The organism is Fredinandcohnia onubensis (genome assembly GCF_002734215.1).
Classification (GTDB): domain Bacteria; phylum Bacillota; class Bacilli; order Bacillales; family Bacillaceae_L; genus Ferdinandcohnia; species Ferdinandcohnia onubensis.
In genome coordinates this window covers 116,105-135,221 of record NZ_NSEB01000023.1, presented here as the reverse complement: position 1 = coordinate 135,221, position 19,117 = coordinate 116,105, and the positions used below count along the sequence as shown (strand labels likewise).

Here is a 19,117-nt window from a genome sequence, read left to right as displayed (position 1 = left end):
ATATTGTAAATTTTTATTACTTGAAGGTGAATCATGGAAATTACTAAGCACATTTTGTTTAACCTTGCATTATTAATCATTCTCTCATTTATAGGTTTAATTTGGTTTGAACGAAAACGAAATCTTACCCTTTCAAAGTGGGAAGCGTACATAGGGTTGGTTGTGCTTATTTTGACTTGCTTTATCGTTTCATATCAACCTACCCCTTCTTACCATTTTGATCTTCGTCTTATTCCTGTATTAATAGGAGGGCTATATCTTGGAATTGGTCCGATCCTGTGTCTGACAGTTATTATTATAAGAGGGTTCTACGGCATTAATTTTGGTTTTTACGCGACAATTGTCCTTTATCTTCCATTGGCTTTTTGTTTGTGGAAGCTATACCCGTTGTTTTGGAAACAGAGTTCCAATAAGCGTGTGTGCATATCCGTACTTTTGACCTTTTTTGTATCTGTCCTTACAGCGGCCGCACTTCAAATTTCGAAACCGAATGTAAATACTTTCGATGCTTGGTTTGCCTATATACTCATTCCAGCGATTGGTTTAGGCATTTTATCTTACTTAACTGAGTTTTTTCGTAATAATATCCAATTGCGACAAACCATTTTAAAATCTGAGAAGCTCCATGCAGTCGAACAAATGGGAGCGGCGATTTCTCATGAAATCCGAAATCCTTTAACGGCAGCAATGGGATTTGTACAATTGTTGATGTCTAATACTCTACCGAGACATAAGCAAAAAGAATACTTGACGATTATAAAAGAAGAGTTGGCTTCTGCTGAACATGTTATTCAAGAATATCTATCTTTTTCAAAACCAGCATTAGATACGGTTGAAACCCTCCAAATCAAACGCGAATTGCAACAAGTGATATCTATTTTAAAGCCTACAGCAAACCAGCACTCGGTAGAAGTTATTACGAATTTTTCTTTGATAGGCTCGATGGAAGGCGACCGACAAAAGTTCCATCAATGCTTTATCAACGTCATGAAAAATGCGATAGAGGCAATGCCTGGTGGTGGAAGATTATATGTTGAAACCAGTTATGACCGATTCAATGTAAGCATTATCATCCGTGACACAGGAATGGGTATGACTAAAGAACAAATTGAGCGACTTGGTGAACCTTATTACTCTACTAAAGGCCCAAAAGGAACAGGTCTTGGAATGATGGTCGTTTATAGTATTGTAAAGGCAATGAAAGGTACGATAAAAGTTTCAAGTACTATCGGAGAAGGAACTGAATTCACCTTCCAATTCCCATCCGTCCTTTCTACAAATGAACAACATGAATAAGTTTGTGGAACGAGTACTTAAGAAATATAAATTGGTGAATTACATATACAAAATTACATAGGTCATTACACGGTTCTATTAATAAATTCCATTATCGTTCAAACCAAAAGGCTTAAAGGAATATTTCCTCTAAGCCTTTTATTTTTGTGTAGCATATCCAACTATAAACTAGGTTATTATCCTACCTTTTTAAATACTATATATATATATATATATATATAGTATCCCATGCTCTACCTATATATTTAAAAAAGGTTGTGCTTCTCCCCAACTCACTGTACATCCACTACGTTTTTTAAATCTACCTCCGAGTTACTTAGAAATTTCTCTTAAACTTATCGTGTTATTAAATGTCAGTTCTTAAGCAATTACATCTACCCAATTATTGGATAAATATAAGGAAATTCCACGAATGACTTATACAATATACATGACATTTACATATAGTGACAATGTGTAATTGATAAAGGAGGGTTGACAATGGGAGTAAATCCACAAAACTTTCAAGATACGCAGCAAAAGCTCACAGCCATGCTTGTTAAAAATATTTTAAATAAAAATGGAGTTCAATTAAATACAGCTAATCTTTCAAGGAATCAAAAACAAGAACTTCGGGATACAATTCGTAAATTACAAGAGCAAACTCAACAATTTTTAAATAACTCACAAACAAATTTAACAGAAAATGATGTAAACCCAGAAACAGGTATCGTTGAAAATACAAATAGACCAAAAGTCTATAAATCGGTTGTTACAAACAAACCAACAAACCAAAGTCGTAAATTAAAATAATTCAATACCTTAAATGGTTAAAAATTAAAGGAGGAAAAATAATTATGAATCAAGAAACATACCGTTTCAACACAGCAGATCAAAACAGATGGTCTGCATTGGATTCAAGTTCTGACCACCCATGCTTTAAAGACAATGATGAATTCGTTCAAGAGGCCACTCAAGCTGCAGATAATTTACAGTTTAATGAGGAATTAATTTTTATTAAAGATTCTTGTGATGTTACTGTAACAACTACAGATACAAAGGCTGCTCTAAATTTACAGGCTGCTTTACAAGCTGCCATTGCTGTAGTTGTAAGCATTTCAATTGCCGATGGCTCACAAGCTCAGAGAGTGACACAGGATTTATTACAAGCAGCTAGAAACAGACAGATTTCTCGCCAAAAGACTGTCATTGATAACTCAAGAAATGTTAATGTAACAACAACTGACACTCAGATTGCAGTTAACATTCAACTTTTACTTCAAGTTTTACTTGCTTTATTAGTTGAAGTTGATATCCTTTAATCACTCCCCTGCTAGTATTCTATGGTAATGGGGCGATCCATGACATAAAAATCGCCTGATTTTTTCACAATAATTTAATTAGGAACTAGTGGAGTCTAGGAAAAAAGAATATCTTTTGGAGGTGCAATTAGCTTGCACCTCTATTTACTAATATATAACAATACTTATTAGCAAGTTTACTGTTTTTAACATAAGAATGAGCACCCCAAGTAACAAGGTGACGATTTGGATTAATGTAAAGCCCCTACTTGTTTATATTGCCAGGCGAAACGCAATGTTTTTAGATGCTCGTAGTCTCGCCCACCCCACTTTTTAAATCCCAACAAAAACCTTTATTACTTCAGTCAATTGTTGGCCCCCACCGATTATTCATTTTAATGTATTAGGAAATGCTCTTTTTTTGCTTTCTCATAACCTTTTCTTATATTAATTTATAAAATATTTATAATTTTCTTATATCGGATATTACTATATGATAAAAGTAACAATCGCAATGGAGGAGAAAAAAATGGACATTAAATCAGACGTTAAAAAACAATTTGGCCGTAGTGCTGCCTCTTATGTAACGAGTGAAGGTCACCGAAAAGGTGGAGATTTACAAACATTGGTCGCATTGGCCGATGCCCAAGGAACAGAGCTAGCCCTTGATGTTGCTACGGGTGGCGGACATACTGCTAATGCCCTTGCTCCTCTTGTAGGAAAGGTTACAGCATTGGATTTAACACCAGAAATGTTAGCTGCTGCTGAAAAATTCATTAAAGGAAATGGCCATGAAAACGTTGAATTTGTTGAAGGCGATGCTGAAAAACTACCGTTTTCCAATGAGACATTCGATATAGTGTCTTGCCGGATTGCTCCTCACCATTTCCCTAACATTACAAGCTTTGTGAGTGAAGTATCACGTGTTTTAAAGACAGGTGGACAATTCTTGTTAGATGATAATGTAGCTCCTGAAAACAAGGAATTTGATGAATTTTATAACACAGTGGAAAAAAAGAGAGACTATAGTCATTTCCGTGCTTGGAAAAAGTCAGAATGGCTACAAATGCTAGAAAATGAAGGATTTGAAATCCAAGAACTCTATCGATTTGAGAAGCCATTTGATTTTGAAAGCTGGTGTAACCGTATGCATGTGTTAGACACCGAGAAAGCCGAACTGAACGGCTATATGCTACACTCTTCCGAAAAGGTCAAACAGAAATTTCGGATTCAAATTGAAAATAACATGATCATCTCCTTCCAAGGAGAAGCAGTTGTCTTAAAAGCAACAAAACTATAGGATAAAAGTGGGGGATCACCTCCACTTTCTTTTATTTTAGGAGGTCTTCGTTTTGTTAAAAAATAATGTTACTGAACTGTTAAAGATTGAACACCCGATTATCCAAGCACCGATGGCTGGTGGAATTACAACTTCAGAATTAATTGCGGCTGTCTCAAATGCTGGAGGCTTAGGAATGATAGGTGCTGGATATATGACGCCTTTGCAACTAAAGGAACAAATTAAGGAAATCAGAAAGCTAACCTCCCATTCTTTTGGCGTTAATCTATTTGTTCCGACCGAATTTCATGCGAAAGAGAATGAAGTGAAATCAGCAAATCAATTACTCAACCCGATTCGTGAAAAATTGAACGTACCTCCAAGAGAACATGTTGAGCTCCCTTCATTTACAGATGCATTAGAAAAATTTAATGAGCAAATTAAAGTGATCATCGGGGAAAAAGTTCCGATCTGTTCTTTTACATTTGGCCTTCCTTCTAAAGCTGTGATTGCCGAATTAAAACAACATCAAATGGTGTTAATGGGAACGGCAACATCTGTTAAAGAAGCCATTGCAGTCGAAGAATCAGGAATGGATCTAGTTGTTGTTCAAGGCAGTGAAGCAGGCGGACATCGTGGAGGATTTATGAACAACGGGCACGAGGGCTTAATCGGCTTAATGTCACTTATACCACAGGTGGCCGACAGTGTTAAAATTCCCGTTATTGCCGCTGGTGGAATCATGGATGGCAGAGGTTTAATGGCCTCTATTTGCTTAGGCGCACAGGCGGTTCAAATGGGGACAGCATTTTTGACCTGTATGGAAAGTGGGGCACATCCTGCACATAAAGATGCCATTCTGAATGCTTCTGATGACGAAACGGTCGTAACCCGTTCATTTTCTGGTAAATGGGCACGAGGACTCGTCAATCCCTTTATTGAAAACATGAAGGAACACGAAAACGACCTCCCGGAGTTTCCAATTCAGAATTCACTGACACAGGATATCCGGAAGGCCTCAAGTTCACAGAATAATAAGGACTTTATGTCGCTTTGGTCTGGACAAAGTCCAAGATTAGCAAAGAACCAAAGCGTTGCAAACTTAATAGAATCAATCATTTCGGAAGTGGAGCACATAAAATGTTAATATTGTCCTCCGTTTCAGACACTGGCTTGCTTGTAGCGGTCCCTTGTCCGAAGTTGACACAGCAACTTCGGACACTGCTCCTATAATCAGTTCTTTATGGCATAACAATGATTCAACGGTCCACTGCCTTTTCCAAGGTCAAGTCCCGCTTCTATTGCTCCCGTAATATAGTGTTTTGCTTCCTGTATACTTGTTTTAATATCATGGCCTTTTGCTAAATTACAAGCAATCGCTGATGAAAGCGTACAACCTGTGCCATGTGTGTTCGGGTTACTGATCCGTTCTCCTGGGAACCATGTAAACTCGCCATTACTATATAATAGATCATCCGCTGCATCTTCAAGATGTCCACCTTTAATTAAAATGGAACCTTTATAGGTTTCGGACAATTTTTGGGCAGCCACTTGCATGTCTTTCTTCGTGGTAATCTCCATCTCGCCAAGCGCCTCAGCCTCATGTATATTGGGTGTAATAATAGTAGCAAGCGGAATTAATTTGCTAATCAAGGCGTCCATCGCCGATTCACTCAAAAGTCTACTCCCACTTGTCGAAATCATGACTGGATCGACTACTATATTTGAAGGCTTATATTCTTCTAGTTTTTCCACGATTTTATAGATGATTTCAGGTGATGACACCATCCCGATTTTCACACTATCAGGAAAAATATCAGTCATGATGCAATCCAACTGTTGCCCGACAAATTCAGGAGTCGAATCGAGAACCCCGTATACGCCAGTTGTATTTTGAGCAGTAAGAGCTGTAATGGCACTCATTGCATACATATTATGGGCTGTAATTGTTTTAATATCTGCCTGAATACCCGCTCCCCCACTACAATCAGAGCCAGCAATCGTCAATACCTTTTTCATTATCCTTCACTCCCTAACATCTTAGCTGAAAGCTCTTGTAATTCCTTTGTAGCCACTGTGATATCGGACTGTGCAAAGATTGCCGATACTACCGCAACACCATCTACCCCACTTCCAGCTAACTCTAAAATATTCGTTTTATTAATCCCGCCAATTGCAACAATAGGAATCGAAACGCTCTTACAAATTTCTTGAACAGTTTCGAATGTCATCGGTTTCGCGTCTTTTTTTGTACCTGTCGGAAATACCGAACCAATTCCAAGATAATCTGCACCCGCTTTTTCGGCAGCAATCGCTTGTTCTACATTTTGAGCCGACACACCGAGAATTTTATCTGGCCCAATCATTTCACGTACCTTTTCAACCGGCATATCCTCTTGCCCAACATGCACACCATCTGCATCACAAGCTTGCGCAATTTCAACATTATCATTAATTACAAAAGGAACATCATAGAAAGCCGTTAACATTTTAAGTTCAATGGCTTCTTGTAAAAAATGATCATACCCAAGACTTTTTTCTCTAAGTTGAAGGAATGTAATGCCACCTTTTATCGCTGCTTCCACTTGTTCAACTAAGGTTTGGCTGCCTGTCCAGGCACGATCTGTTACTGCATATAGTTGCATACATTTTTTATCGATTTTCAATGTTCATACCACCTTGTAGTTGTGTAAAATCTATTTTACTCATCGCATCTATCAAGTACATACGGAATGATGAAGTTCCCGCGTTCATTTCTTCTACTTTTTGATGGGCCAATTCACCGCAATATCCCATCGCACTCACCGCTGCAGCTGTACTTTTTAAAATGTCACCAGGATTCGCTCCACAATAAGCAGCTACAACAGAAGTAAGCATACAGCCTGTCCCTGTGATTTTTGACATCATTGGGTGGCCATTTCTAATTGCAAAGGCTTCATCCGTATTCGCAACAATATCAATAGCACCTGTGATTGCAATAACCGCACCTGTTTGTTTACTTACCTGCTTTGCAAACTGAACCATTTCATCGAGATTACCTTCGTTGATGACGTCTTCTGCAGCTGCATCCACACCTTTAGTATTCCCACTTCCTGCATGTACCGTTTTTATTTCTGATAAGTTCCCTCTGATAACAGCAAATTGTACCTCGTCTAAAAGTCGATAAACAGTATTGGTTCGTAAGCTAGACGCACCTGCTCCCACTGGATCCAAAATTACAGGATGCCCTAGTTTGTTCGCTGTTTTCCCTGCTAAAATCATAGATTCTATTGTTCTCTCATTTAAAGTACCGATATTAATCACAAGCGCATTGCAGATGCTTGTAATATCCGCCACTTCTTTTGGATCGTCCGCCATAATTGGTGAACCTCCACAAGCAAGGACGATATTTGCAACATCGTTAACCGTCACATAGTTTGTAATGTTATGGACGAGCGGTGTATGTCGCCTAACGTTTTTTAAGATTTGCTCAAACATGGTTATCCTCCATTCAAATAAAAAATGCGGTATACCTGAAATAGATATACCGCATGAATCGTCATACTTACACACATTCCCTACGTTGGCATTATCCAAATCAGGTAAAGGGTCAAAGCTACATTTCGCTTACTCTCAGCCCACAAGTGTGAGCTCCCCTGCATTTATTCAATTTGATTCTATTATAACAGAACCACGGGGACGGTTCTAGTGGCTCCCTCGAAAATCAGGGACCACAGGAACCGTCCCTATGGTTCTTACTATGGTTCTTAATGCAACAGATTATCGTCTTTGTTGTCTATGTAAAGAGTCCCATCTTTCTGTACTTCTGCATAAAAGACCTCAGATACATCCGTCACCCCAGCATTTTTTAATTGTTGGTTTAGCCAGTTTGTATCTAAATTTAGTCTTGAAAGATTCATGTTATTAATTACACCGTCTGAGATGACCTCGGTCGAGGTTGGATATATATAGGGATTACTCTTAACACTGGCATCCTCTTTTGTGTAAGGCATTTTATGTTCGTATGGCATCACCGAAAGTTGGCCACTAGTTTCAAAGATGGCATATTGTACATCTTTAATAGAAAAGTACCCTTTTTGTCTTAATATTGAATTAAGGGTATCCATATCTAGTCGTGTTGAACGAAGTGAATTCTCCATAACCTTTCCTTCTTTTATCACAATGATCGGTTCCCCTGTTGTTACTTTCCTTGCTTTTTTCGACTTTATATCAATAAAAGCAATTGCTAATGTAAAAACAGTCCAGCCTATTAACGCTAGTACCCCATTTAATATACTTACATTTGAATTCATTGCAAAATTTGCGGCAATAGAGCCTATAGCAATTGCCGAAACAAAATTAAAAAACGTCATTTGACTGATTTCTTTTCGTCCCATTAATCTAGCCAGTATAAATAACACCACAAACGCAAGAGTAATCCTTAGTAAAAGTTGTGAAGTATCCATCAAAAAAACTCCTTTTAACTTGTTGAAATTTATTCTATCCCTAATAAAGCGATTTAATGAATACACCTAATTTTAAAAAGAAGAATTGCTTTCGTCACCACAATAGTGTACGATACATAGTATGAATCAAATACTGTACATCATATAGTATTAAAAAATGAGGTGGGTGAATGAGTGATCTATTTAACTCATTAATGACTGAACTTAGAAGAGGAACCTTAACACTAGCTGTTTTGAGTCAATTACGAACCCCCCAGTATGGATATTCCCTAGTCCAATTATTAGAGGGTTCAGGTATCGCCATTGACCAAAGTACGTTATATCCTTTGCTACGCCGTCTGGAAAAACAGGAGTTGGTGACAAGCAGTTGGGATACATCTGAAAGCAGACCACGTAAGTACTATGTGTTAAGTGAGTTCGGTCTGGAAATCTTTTTACAATTAAAAAAGGAATGGATTCAAAGTTCGAAAGAGCTATATAGATTATTAGAGGGAGAGGAAGATTATGAATCTGATTGATATCTACGTTCAGGAAGTTACTCGAAGACTGCCTGAAAAAAATCGGAAAGACATTGCACTTGAGTTACGGTCGACCATCGAGGATATGCTGCCTGACGATTACAATGACGAAGATGTAAAGACCGCGCTAGAAAAATTAGGGAGCCCCGCAAAATTGGCGAGTGGGTATCTCGACCGGCCCATGCATCTTATTGGCCCACGTTATTTTGATGTGTATGTTACCTTACTAAAGATGATAATACCGATAGCAGCTGTTATCTCACTCATCGCAATCATCCCTGAGTATTTTCTTGGGCAACAAGATGAGGAAACCATCATTAATATGGTACTAGACATTGTCGGTTTTGGCGTTTGGAGAATCATCGATGTTTCGATCCAAACATTTTTTTGGCTGACTATTGTGTTTGCCATTATAGAGCGAACTGATAAATCAAAAGATGACCAACCATTAACAGCCAGTCTAAAGAAATGGACTCCAGATGATTTAAAAAGTATTACCTATATCCCAAAGAAAAAGGCTATCTCAAAGTTTGAGGTTTTTGGTGGACTACTATGGACGGCTATCTGGGCAACTCTATATTTTAAAGCAAATCAGCTTTTAGGGATCTACGAAGGCGGAAAAGATGGTCTGGAATTTGTTATATCTGCCTTAAACCAAGACATTTTGTTAAAGTATTGGCCTATGGTTCTAGTTGTAATTGCTATCGAAATTTCACTTGCTCTTTACAAACTTATCAAGGGACAATGGACAAAAGGCTTGGCCATTTTTAATGCCGTCGTCGAATTAATCGGTACTATTGTATTCACTGTCATATTCTTACATCCGAATATCATGAACCCTGGCTTTATTACCTATATGACCGAAGACCTTTTTACCATGAACCCTGACAACTTTAATTCAAGAATAATTATCGGTGTCATTATTATTCTCTTCGTATTTGCAGCAATCAGTATCTATGATGGTTTTCGAAAGGCCCGTATCCGATAATTTGACCTTTACCAAACTCCCGAGGGATTAGTTGTCCTAATCTTTTTCTCGAATGCATATAGATGAGTAATAGATATGGAACAAAGGAGTTTGGTGACCTTGAATAAATTTTTGATCGCAATCGGGATTCTATCTATTATATTTGTGACCGGTGTAATTGAATCAGATGATGTCTATGAATACAAAAATGCAATCTCTGTATCTGGTATGTCTTCAGACGAAGAAGTAACGGCAAACCCGGAAGAGGATACTTTAGACGAGGAACTAATTCCAGAATTGGAAATGCAGTATGTTGACACAGAGATTGTCAACGGAAATAAAGTTGACATCTACCGAGAATATGAAGTTTATCGCAATGAAGCGAATGAAGTAATTAAGAGAGTTCCCACCGACAATTATGAGTATTTAGAGTACTGGAGATAAGGAAAAGGAGTTAAGTCCCATGTATGAGGCTTAACTCCTTTTCTTCTTAGCAACTTTCTACAAATCTTTTAAAGATACGCTTCGCAATCTCATCTCCGTTGACCGCCAAACCTTCGGGATGCCATTGCACACCTAAAACAAAAGAATGTCCCTTACTTTCGATTGCCTCAATGATTCCATCTGAAGCAACCCCTGAAACCTCAAGTGGATAGGGTACATGGCGAACAGCCTGATGATGATACGTATTCACCTTAAACTCAGAAGTCCCTGCAATGGACTCTAGCAAACTGCCTTCCTTCGCTTTCACAAAATGAGCAAGATGATACCTTGTTGCCTTCTGGGAGTGCTGAAGAAGCCCGGTTTCATGCTGATCATAAATATCCTGATACATATCCCCACCAAGCGCGATATTCAAAATCTGGATTCCCCGACATATCGCAAGGATTGGCTTATTTGCAGTTAACATCTCCTGAATGATGGCAGGCTCAAAATCATCTCTTCCTGGCGAAATCGTACCTAGCTTCGGATGTGGCTCCTCCCCAAATAAGGTTGGATCGATATCCCCTCCCCCTGTTAAAAGAAGCCCATCTAACTTACTTGCAATCTGTGAAACATCTCCATCAATGCCAATTGGTAAAATAACCGGAATTCCTCCGGCTCCAATCACAGCTTGAATATAATCATTCGACAGCGTATGTTTATAATCCAACTCAACATGCGAGGTCACACCAATAATCGGTTTATCCATGTTGATTCCCCCTCATTTTGAAATAATCTCACTCATCAGTTCAGCCAATGAATAAAGTGTGTTTCCATTTCGGCCAGTTGTCGTTTTCGCTGTTAGTAATGACTGTAAAATCGCTTCCTCCGTGGCGTCTGCTGCAGCTAAAAAGGCTTGATCCAGGTCATCTTCGTGGATGACTTTTAGAGTCTGTAGTTCCCCTTTATTTTCATGACTGATTGTGTTTGCGGTTGAGAAACCGATGAAAACATCCCCACTCCCATTACCAATAAAAGAACCTGTTCTACTAAGTCCCACCGATGCACGTTTGATGATTCTCTTTAATTGACGTGAAGTCACCGGCAAATCGGTTGCGATAATAATCATGATGGAGCCTTTGTCACCCGTTTCGCTTTTTGTCGGGAGCTTCTCTTTAATGATTGGCCCCACATGGATTCCGTTTAGGCGAAATTGATCAATCTCCCCAAAATTGGAGAGCACCAAGACGCCTAAGGTGTATTTTCCATGAGGATATGTAAGGATGCGTGACGAAGAACCAATCCCCCCTTTTAGCCCAAAGCATTTCATTCCTGCCCCTGCTCCGATAATGCCCTCTTCGAAATTGGTTGTTGCTGTTTCGAGGGCTTCCCGGACATTTGTTTCCGTGATTGACTGTTTTCGGATATTATTTAAAAACATATCATTGCACTCACCAATGACAGGATTTACTGTCCCGGTTGTATCACCGATTTCCTTATTTTGCTCAAGCATATAGCCGATAAGGTGATTGGCGACAACCCCCACGCTTAACGTATTTGTGAGCAGAATAGGTGTTTCAATCGTGCCTAGTTCATCGATTTGAAGAGTTCCCATCGTCTTTCCGAACCCATTCATAGCATATGAAGCAGCAACCACTTTATTGTTAAAAATATTTGTATCATGTGGGATGATGGCTGTCACCCCTGTCTGGATATCCACGTTGGATATGGTGGAGTGGCCGACTCTCACGCCTTTTACATCTGTGATTTTATTTAAAGCTCCTGTTGGTAAGTTGCCGATATTTATCCCGTAATCTTTTAGTCTTTTTTTCATTTTGTTTAACCCTTTCCGATTGGTATTTGTTATTAGTATAGGTTAGATGGGCGGGTTGAGTATAGGTGGTGGGGAGGGATATTTATGTTTTATTGGAATGAGTTTTATGTTTTGTGGTGTTGCTGGTTCGGTGTTTCCTACTTCTATCCAGATACGGGCGTCTTTCGCGGTGTTGCTAGTTCGGAGTTTCCTAATATTATCCAGACGCGGGCTTCTTTCGCGGTATTGCTGGTTCGCTGTTTCCTAATTTTATCCAGATGCAGGCTTCTTTCGCGGCTTTGCTGATTCGCATTCTCCTAATTTTATCCAAATATTGACCTCTTTTGAGTGTTTAGTAGGCGATCTATCTACACTTTTAGCCTTTGCGTTACTCTTTTCCACTACTATTCTACCAATCGGGCACGTATCCCACGCTTGCGCTCCCTTTCCACTCTCACATCCCCCTCTCCCCCAATCGAATTAGTTGAAATGTTCTGTAGAATTCCTTTAGAATTAAACTATCGTTTTGACTATTTAGGAGGGGAAAATATGAAAGCGTTTGTACATTACAAAGTTCCTGGAATGGACGGAACATCGTATTCGGATATTGATGAAATTGAACCAAAACAAGGTGAGGTGAAGGTTAAGCTAAAAAGCGCTGGACTCAATCACCGTGATTTATTTGTTTTACATAGACATAAAGAAACAGATCCGCCATTAGTAATTGGGTCGGATGGTGCTGGGATTGTTGAAGCGGTTGGCCCTGGTGTTGAAGGTATTCAGGTCGGAGATGAAGTCATCCTCAATCCGTCTTTAGGATGGAAAGAAAAAAGTGATGCTCCACCTGAAGGTCATGAGATTCTTGGTTTACCCGATCACGGAACCTTTGCCGAAAAGATCACACTCTCTGCGGATAATGTTGGTCCAAAGCCAGCACATTTATCATGGGATGAAGCTGGTGTCTTATCACTTGCGGCCATGACTGCCTATCGCGCATTATTCACTCGTGCGGATGTAAAACCGACTGATACTGTCTTATTACCTGGAATCGGAAGTGGTGCCGTAACGTTCCTTCTACTATTCACGAAAGCAATCGGGGCTCGTGTTATCGTTACTTCTCGCTCTGAAGCGAAGTTAAAACAAGCTCTTGAATTGGGCGCTGATGTCGCGATAGATAGCAATGGCGACTGGAATGAGGCGTTAAATGGAGAAAAAGTAGATATCGTCGTTGAAACAGTTGGAGCAGCCACCTTCCATAAATCACTTGGACAGCTTCGAAAAGGTGGAAAAATGGTTACATTCGGCGCTTCTGCTGGTGATTCGGTGGACTTCAATCTTCGCGAATTCTTTTACGGTCAATATACATTACTCGGCTCCACAATGGCGAGTACAGAAGAGTTTAATGAGATGTTGCAATTTGTAAATGAACATAAAATTAACCCTGTCATTGATAAAGTGTATCCTCTTGAAGAAACTAAAAAAGCAATGCGGCGTATTGATGAAGCTGAACAATTCGGAAAAATCGCGATAAAAATCGCGGACTAAAAAGCTCAAGGCCACCGCATACCGGCGACAAGCACAAGAAAGCACCAGCAAAAGACGTTTTTTTCCTACCGATGCGATTCGCTTGTGACTTCGAGCCGATTTTGCCTGAAGCTAGACTAAATAGAACTGCACCTAAATAAGGGTGCAGTTTTTTCAACCAAAATAACAAGCTAATTTTTTCTTCATTTGCTCCTTGTTCTCAGCAAATTGCCTGTGTCGGTGCCCATTTCCACCTGATGTATGTGGAAAACCATAAAGAACGCTATCTGGTGATACATAGCCATTTTCTGCAAGATGGTTGAACACTGCTGTCACATTAACCCCTAAAGGAATGATGAGCGGATGTTGAATACGCACTAACTCTTCTGTAAAACTATCCATAATATGCTTCTTTAACAAGTCCGTTTTTAACATCTTTGGAGTTGAGCCACTGTAGTTTTTACCCTTATAGAATACTGGATACCTAATAACAGAAGCGGTTTGAACAAGATGACTGGCAGAAGCAAAAAGCTCACTGGCCGATTCAATTTCGAGGTATGAGTGTAACCTAAGTTCATCGAGCATCCCAATCAGATTTTTCCTCATTGGCCCTTCAAAGCTGGAATTCTTTTTCACCTCGTGTAGAAGTTGCTCATCAGAAAGACCTTTATTTTTCGGATCAAGGATTGTTGAATATGATTTTTTCATTTGATGTAGTCCTGGTGTGATTCCGACAATCATGACTTTTGCAGACTCATTCACGTATTCAAATGGAGCATAGTAGATTTCAAGGTGTTTTTTTTCATCCTTGTCCAATAAAAATGTCTCACTCTTTATGTCTTCTTCCCGATAGTCCATGGGCAAGGACAAAATTTTTTGTTTGTATGTATCGAACTTTGAACCCGCTACGATTGCCACATGAATTCCTCCCTTAAGTTGTAAAAGGTATACCGGATTGGTATACCTTTAAGCTACTACGTCTCGTTCATTTTTATATTTTTCGTATTGTTTTTCGTCCATTATTGTTTTTAACATTTGAACAACTTTCCAAACGTCCTCATAGGAATTATACAGGGGCACTGGGGCAAGTCGAATGATATTAGGAGCTCGAAAATCTGGAATCACTCCATTTTCTTTGAGCGCCTTACAAATTCGTGCTGCTTCCCTATGCTCAAGACTGACGTGACCTCCCCTAACAGACATGTCACGTGGTGAGCCAATCGTGAATCCCATCCCTGTTAGTTCAGTATCAATCAGTTCGATTAAAAAATTCGTCAAACCAAGAGATTTACTCCGAATATTTTCAATCCCTGCCTCAGCAAACATTTCAAGTGAACCGAGTAAAGGAGCCAAACTTAACACATGAGGAGTCCCAATCTGAAAGGCCCCCGCATTGCCTGCTGGCGTAAACGTATGCTCCATATCAAATTGCTTTTCTTTATTTGACCCAAACCAGCCCGCTAAGCCCGGTAACACACCAAAATGCTTTCGATTCACATACAACCCTGCAACCGCTCCAGGCCCACCATTAAGATGCTTATAATTGCACCAAAAGGCAAAGTCAACATCCCATTCAGAAAAGGAGTGTGGAATGGCACCGATCGAATGACAGCTATCAAACCCAATTATAATTCCGCGCTTATGTGCCTCATCAGTAAGACGCTTCATATCTAAAATTTGACCACTCCGATACAATACGCTTGGCAAAACCACCAAAGCCACCTCGTCGGTCATTGCCGCAATAATGTCGTCTTCAGCTACATAACGGCCCTCATGACTTTTTACCCGAATAAGATGTTCATCAGGATTAAGCCCATGAATCTGCAACTGACTTTGAAGGGCATATATATCAGATGGAAAATTTAATTCATCCGCTACAATCTTTGTACGTTTCCCTTTTGGCTTATAAAAAGTCGCAACTAATTGATGGAGATTCACCGTCGTGGAACCCGTTACAATTACTTCCTCAAGTGATGCGCCAACAAGCGGAGCAAGTAGTTCGCTTGCCTGTTCAGACATATAAAACCAAGGTTGCCTACCTTGTGTCCAGCCATCAATCCCAAATTCTTTCCAATCCTCTAATGAGCGAAGTAACGAACGTTCGGCCCGCTTTGATAAAAGCCCAAGTGAATTTCCATCCAAATAGATGGTATCCGGTTTTAGATAAAATTCATCACGGAACGTTGCTAACGGATCCTCTCTATCAAGCTTTTTTGCATGCTCTAATAATTTCAAAACGTTTCCCCCTTAAAAGAAATCGTACATATACGCAGGGCGATTCGGAATCATTTTTTCAAATACTTCTATTTCGCTTTCTTCCCCTGCAATCATTCCAACTGCGAAAAGTTCGTTCGGACGTTGATGACCGAATAGTGCCGTTGATAATGCATTAATTGAAAGTTCAATCGCGCCATCTGTTTCGTCGGTAATGCGAACCTCGCCATCTTCTATAAGGAATGTTTTTTCATTCCAAGCTGCAAATGGGTCTGTGATTTGAAGTTTAATCGTCTCGTTTCCAGTAAATTTGTATTCTTGTAGAAATGACTCTACATCAACAATTCGCACCATAAAATACGGGCTTACTTCACGTTTCACCGTCTTTTGTTTCTTTAGAGCGAAGAATAATGGTTCTTTTTCAAATGTAATCATTTCGAGCTCAGAAATCATTGAATCATGCTGACATATAAAATTCCATAAGCCTTGTCTGGCCTCGACATTGACAGGGACAAATTCCTCAACCGTCATCTTACTGTCCTTAATTTCATAAAGGACATAACCAGTTGGCTTATTTGCTGGATCGTAATAAACCGCAATATTCAGATCATCAACCACGCTTTTCCACCAATCATCCTCCCGAACAAGCATCCCTGAGAATGTAGTTGCATACTGCGCATAGATCTGTTTAAGCTCTTCCAGATTGGCGTTTTCAAATTGATAACGCGTGATCGTACCATTTGCAGGTTCAAACATATTCAAATCAGCTTTCTTATGAAGCGTTTTAAGGCGATTGCTAAATAGTTCCCAGCCATATTTTCGGTAAAAAGATACATCAAATGGATGCAACATCGAAACGGTAAATCCCTGTGTCTTCATCGTTTCAAGCGCATACGTAAGCAATTCCTTTACATACCCACGTCTTCGGTATTCCGGATACGTCGCAACACCTGCTATTCCACCCATTTTAAACGATTGATCCCCCACATATGTGGAGAGTGGTATGAGATGAAACTTTGTAGCTAACTTATTATTTTCATAGATTCCATAAATTTGATGGTTTTTAAGTTTTTTAGGAACCTCATCAAGCTGTTGTTCTGAAAGCTTATATGTAAATGCATACTCTGATAAACGCACAGAATCTAAAAATTGTTCTTCAGTAAGTCTTTCGATTGTCATAGCCTACCAACTCCTGTTTAGAAAAGGATTAATCTATTTTGACCATTACTCATATTTACTCGCAGCTAACTTCGTCTAGACTAAAGATATTTTTCGCTTCAAAAACAACAGTTTCCCCTTTGTCCATACACGCTTCTAAAATCTGTGTGTTAATTTTGTGGTTATCTCTAATTTCTAGTATTCTTACAACACCAAACGTTACAATCACAAGACTCCCAATGATTGCAATGAGGAGATTTCGTTTACTTTTACTCATTACTTCACCCCTTCTTTAGGGTAACATAGTTCCCACATTTTTCAATTTACAAAATGAAATTTCGCAATTTTTGTAAAATTATTTTTGTGGATTTTTCAGTTCATCGGGTGTAAGATAGTAACATTAACAATGGGGAGATGGTAGAAAATGAGGAAACGATTCGTTCTAGCCATCATCATGTTTGTTGCGATCATGTCTTTTTCAGCTACAATCGCACATTCCCATGCGTTTAAATCACCTGACATTCAAGAAAACACTGTAACTATTAACAGTGTTTCAATCGACAATTTTTCTTCCAATGATGATGGTAAACCAAAAATTTCTTGGGTGCTTTTTTCAATCACATCGGGTTTTATCGTCCTTCGAGGTGTTTTTAAAAACATCGAAGTCAACAAAACCTACCGAAATTTTATCTGGATAACACCCATTTTTTATCAATCTAATTATGTGGTAAAAGCTCTTTGATTTTTTTACATGATTATAAAAATCAAGGAGGAGAAAAATTATGTGGTTTAGATTTATTATGATTGGATTATGTTCGTTAACGGTGACTAGCCTATTCATCTTTCAAGGTATCGAGATTACACAAGCCTTTAAAGATTTCTTTACAAATAAATAAGATAAAAAAACGAATGTAGAAGTAAGCTCTACATTCGTTTTTTATTTGACCTATTCCTGTGCCATTCTTACCGTTGTGCGATACAGAAGCTCCGTACCTAGTGAGATATCTTCAAAGGTTGAAAATTCCTTAGGATTATGGCTGATTCCATCTTTACAACGGACAAAGATCATTCCATATTCACATTCATAGGACATGGCTAATGAATCGTGAAAAGGGCCGCTCATTAATTCCATTGGTTCCAAGCCAATGCTTTGCATTTCATTACGCATAATGTCTTTGATTCTTTCTGCACAATAACGCGGTTCGCTATTTGTATCTTCAGTAATTTTACAACGTAGCCCGTGCTCTTCGGTAATTTCCTTAATTTTTGCATGTAATTGGGCTTCAAGTTTGTGACGTCTATTTAAATCAATATCTCTTAAATCAACCGTAAAACTCACCTTTTCAGGAATGATGTTACGTGAATCCGGGAAGACCCGTAAACTTCCCACTGTACCAACGGTTGGCGCACCAGGCTCTTGGCTTGCTATCTCATTGAGCGCGATGATGATTTTTGCTGCACCTACAAGGGCATCTTTCCTCATTGGCATTGGAACGGAACCAGCATGCCCAGCAAAGCCCTCTAATTCAACTGTTAACCATAATGGACCTGAAATACCTGTCACAATTCCAACTGGTTTGTTCATATTTTCTAGAACCGGTCCTTGTTCAATATGCATCTCAAGGAATGAACCAATGCTTCCTTTTGGATACTCTGACTCTTTAAATTTTGAAGGATCACAGCCAAATTCAATGAGAGCCTCTCTTCTTGTCACGCCATCCTTATCCTGACGTTCTAACTCATCGTCTTCGAGCTTCCCTAGGATTCCCCTTACACCAAATAATCCTTTATTAAAGCGGCAACCTTCTTCATCTGAAAAAGCAACCACCTCCATTGGACGATTTGGAACAATATGATTCTCTTTCATTGTTTGAATGACCTCAAGTGCCCCTAATACACCAATTGTTCCATCAAATCTTCCACCATAAGGCTGGGAGTCAATATGCGAGCCTAGCATTAAAATCGGGGCATCCGGATTTTCCCCTTCCATTCTTCCAATTAGATTTCCAAAGTGGTCAATTCTAGCTGTTAATCCTGCTTCCTCCATCCAGCCTTTAACCGTTTCTACAGCTTGGCGATCCTCCTTAGATAAGGTTAGGCGGCACACACCCGTTTCACCGATTTTCCCAATTTTTGATAACTCTGTAATTCTTTCTTCCAGTCGTTCCTTATTAATGGTTATTGTTTGGATATTCATAGA

21 protein-coding genes and 1 riboswitch are annotated in these 19,117 nt (G+C 39.2%); of the genes, 10 read left to right on the top strand and 11 right to left on the bottom strand.

Going from position 1 to position 19,117, the window contains the following annotated elements:
• The first annotated feature begins 33 nt into the window (after window positions 1-33).
• The 5 genes from CKK03_RS21885 to CKK03_RS21865 all read left to right on the top strand — a co-directional run bounded on the left by CKK03_RS21885 (window position 34) and on the right by CKK03_RS21865 (window position 5,002).
• Window positions 34-1,296, top strand: a complete 1,263-nt coding sequence (locus CKK03_RS21885; RefSeq protein ID WP_099364623.1) for an ATP-binding protein — start codon at window positions 34-36, stop codon at window positions 1,294-1,296.
• 480 nt (window positions 1,297-1,776) lie between these two features.
• Window positions 1,777-2,088 carry a hypothetical protein gene (locus CKK03_RS21880; protein WP_099364622.1) on the top strand — a complete coding sequence of 104 codons (312 nt, stop codon included), beginning with the start codon at window positions 1,777-1,779 and terminating at the stop codon, window positions 2,086-2,088.
• A 44-nt stretch (window positions 2,089-2,132) separates the two neighbouring features.
• Complete coding sequence (locus CKK03_RS21875) at window positions 2,133-2,597, top strand: spore coat protein (RefSeq protein WP_099364621.1); 465 nt, start codon at window positions 2,133-2,135, stop codon at window positions 2,595-2,597.
• Between the two features lie 508 nt (window positions 2,598-3,105).
• On the top strand, window positions 3,106-3,876 hold the full coding sequence (locus tag CKK03_RS21870) for a class I SAM-dependent methyltransferase (RefSeq protein ID WP_099364620.1): 771 nt from the start codon (window positions 3,106-3,108) through the stop codon (window positions 3,874-3,876).
• A gap of 52 nt (window positions 3,877-3,928) precedes the next feature.
• A complete protein-coding gene (locus CKK03_RS21865; protein WP_099364619.1) occupies window positions 3,929-5,002 on the top strand; it encodes an NAD(P)H-dependent flavin oxidoreductase in 1,074 nt (357 codons plus the stop codon).
• Window positions 5,003-5,088: 86 nt separating this feature from the next.
• On the opposite strand, the gene thiD is transcribed toward CKK03_RS21865, so the two are convergent.
• From thiD to CKK03_RS21845, 4 genes are all read right to left on the bottom strand, one after another.
• Window positions 5,089-5,874, bottom strand: a complete 786-nt coding sequence (thiD, locus tag CKK03_RS21860; RefSeq protein ID WP_099364618.1) for a bifunctional hydroxymethylpyrimidine kinase/phosphomethylpyrimidine kinase — start codon at window positions 5,872-5,874, stop codon at window positions 5,089-5,091.
• Window positions 5,874-6,521 (bottom strand): thiamine phosphate synthase, encoded by a 648-nt coding sequence (gene thiE / locus CKK03_RS21855; protein ID WP_099364617.1) that lies wholly within the window; start codon window positions 6,519-6,521, stop codon window positions 5,874-5,876. Before thiE ends, thiD begins: the two co-directional genes overlap by 1 nt.
• The gene (thiM, locus tag CKK03_RS21850) at window positions 6,508-7,332 is read right to left on the bottom strand and encodes a hydroxyethylthiazole kinase (protein WP_099364616.1); all 825 of its coding nucleotides are present in this window, start codon (window positions 7,330-7,332) and stop codon (window positions 6,508-6,510) included. The genes thiE and thiM overlap by 14 nt, the downstream gene beginning before the upstream one ends.
• Window positions 7,333-7,392: 60 nt before the next feature.
• Window positions 7,393-7,502, bottom strand: a riboswitch (TPP riboswitch).
• Window positions 7,503-7,601: 99 nt separating this feature from the next.
• Window positions 7,602-8,300, bottom strand: a complete 699-nt coding sequence (locus CKK03_RS21845) for a YetF domain-containing protein (protein WP_099364615.1) — start codon at window positions 8,298-8,300, stop codon at window positions 7,602-7,604.
• A 170-nt stretch (window positions 8,301-8,470) separates the two neighbouring features.
• On the opposite strand from CKK03_RS21845, the gene CKK03_RS21840 reads away from it, so the two are divergent.
• The 3 genes from CKK03_RS21840 to CKK03_RS21830 all read left to right on the top strand — a co-directional run bounded on the left by CKK03_RS21840 (window position 8,471) and on the right by CKK03_RS21830 (window position 10,229).
• Complete coding sequence (locus CKK03_RS21840; protein WP_099364614.1) at window positions 8,471-8,818, top strand: PadR family transcriptional regulator; 348 nt, start codon at window positions 8,471-8,473, stop codon at window positions 8,816-8,818.
• Entirely contained in the window at window positions 8,805-9,806 is a 1,002-nt protein-coding gene (locus tag CKK03_RS21835) for an HAAS signaling domain-containing protein (RefSeq protein WP_099364613.1), read from the top strand. The genes CKK03_RS21840 and CKK03_RS21835 overlap by 14 nt, the downstream gene beginning before the upstream one ends.
• Window positions 9,807-9,905: 99 nt before the next feature.
• Complete coding sequence (locus tag CKK03_RS21830) at window positions 9,906-10,229, top strand: hypothetical protein (RefSeq protein WP_099364612.1); 324 nt, start codon at window positions 9,906-9,908, stop codon at window positions 10,227-10,229.
• A 46-nt stretch (window positions 10,230-10,275) separates the two neighbouring features.
• Here CKK03_RS21830 and CKK03_RS21825 read toward each other — a convergent pair whose 3' ends face one another.
• Together CKK03_RS21825 and CKK03_RS21820 are read right to left on the bottom strand one after the other, a co-directional pair.
• Entirely contained in the window at window positions 10,276-10,977 is a 702-nt protein-coding gene (locus CKK03_RS21825; RefSeq protein WP_099364611.1) for a gamma-glutamyl-gamma-aminobutyrate hydrolase family protein, read from the bottom strand.
• 12 nt (window positions 10,978-10,989) lie between these two features.
• Window positions 10,990-12,042 carry a DmpA family aminopeptidase gene (locus CKK03_RS21820; protein ID WP_099364610.1) on the bottom strand — a complete coding sequence of 351 codons (1,053 nt, stop codon included), beginning with the start codon at window positions 12,040-12,042 and terminating at the stop codon, window positions 10,990-10,992.
• 528 nt (window positions 12,043-12,570) lie between these two features.
• On the opposite strand from CKK03_RS21820, the gene CKK03_RS21815 reads away from it, so the two are divergent.
• The gene (locus tag CKK03_RS21815) at window positions 12,571-13,566 is read left to right on the top strand and encodes a zinc-binding dehydrogenase (protein WP_099364609.1); all 996 of its coding nucleotides are present in this window, start codon (window positions 12,571-12,573) and stop codon (window positions 13,564-13,566) included.
• A 153-nt stretch (window positions 13,567-13,719) separates the two neighbouring features.
• Here CKK03_RS21815 and CKK03_RS21810 read toward each other — a convergent pair whose 3' ends face one another.
• The 4 genes from CKK03_RS21810 to CKK03_RS21795 are packed head-to-tail and all read right to left on the bottom strand — an operon-like array spanning window position 13,720 to window position 17,194.
• Window positions 13,720-14,463 (bottom strand): hypothetical protein, encoded by a 744-nt coding sequence (locus CKK03_RS21810; RefSeq protein WP_099364608.1) that lies wholly within the window; start codon window positions 14,461-14,463, stop codon window positions 13,720-13,722.
• Between the two features lie 48 nt (window positions 14,464-14,511).
• Window positions 14,512-15,780, bottom strand: a complete 1,269-nt coding sequence (kynU, locus tag CKK03_RS21805) for a kynureninase (protein ID WP_099364607.1) — start codon at window positions 15,778-15,780, stop codon at window positions 14,512-14,514.
• 12 nt (window positions 15,781-15,792) lie between these two features.
• Complete coding sequence (locus CKK03_RS21800; protein WP_099364606.1) at window positions 15,793-16,938, bottom strand: GNAT family N-acetyltransferase; 1,146 nt, start codon at window positions 16,936-16,938, stop codon at window positions 15,793-15,795.
• Between the two features lie 55 nt (window positions 16,939-16,993).
• Window positions 16,994-17,194: a hypothetical protein gene (locus tag CKK03_RS21795; protein ID WP_099364605.1), complete on the bottom strand. Its 201-nt coding sequence runs from the start codon at window positions 17,192-17,194 to the stop codon at window positions 16,994-16,996.
• A gap of 147 nt (window positions 17,195-17,341) precedes the next feature.
• On the opposite strand from CKK03_RS21795, the gene CKK03_RS21790 reads away from it, so the two are divergent.
• Window positions 17,342-17,659: a hypothetical protein gene (locus tag CKK03_RS21790; RefSeq protein ID WP_099364604.1), complete on the top strand. Its 318-nt coding sequence runs from the start codon at window positions 17,342-17,344 to the stop codon at window positions 17,657-17,659.
• A gap of 204 nt (window positions 17,660-17,863) precedes the next feature.
• Here the strand turns inward: CKK03_RS21790 and CKK03_RS21785 are convergent, their stop codons facing one another.
• Complete coding sequence (locus tag CKK03_RS21785; protein ID WP_099364603.1) at window positions 17,864-19,114, bottom strand: M20 family metallo-hydrolase; 1,251 nt, start codon at window positions 19,112-19,114, stop codon at window positions 17,864-17,866.
• Window positions 19,115-19,117 lie beyond the last annotated feature (3 nt).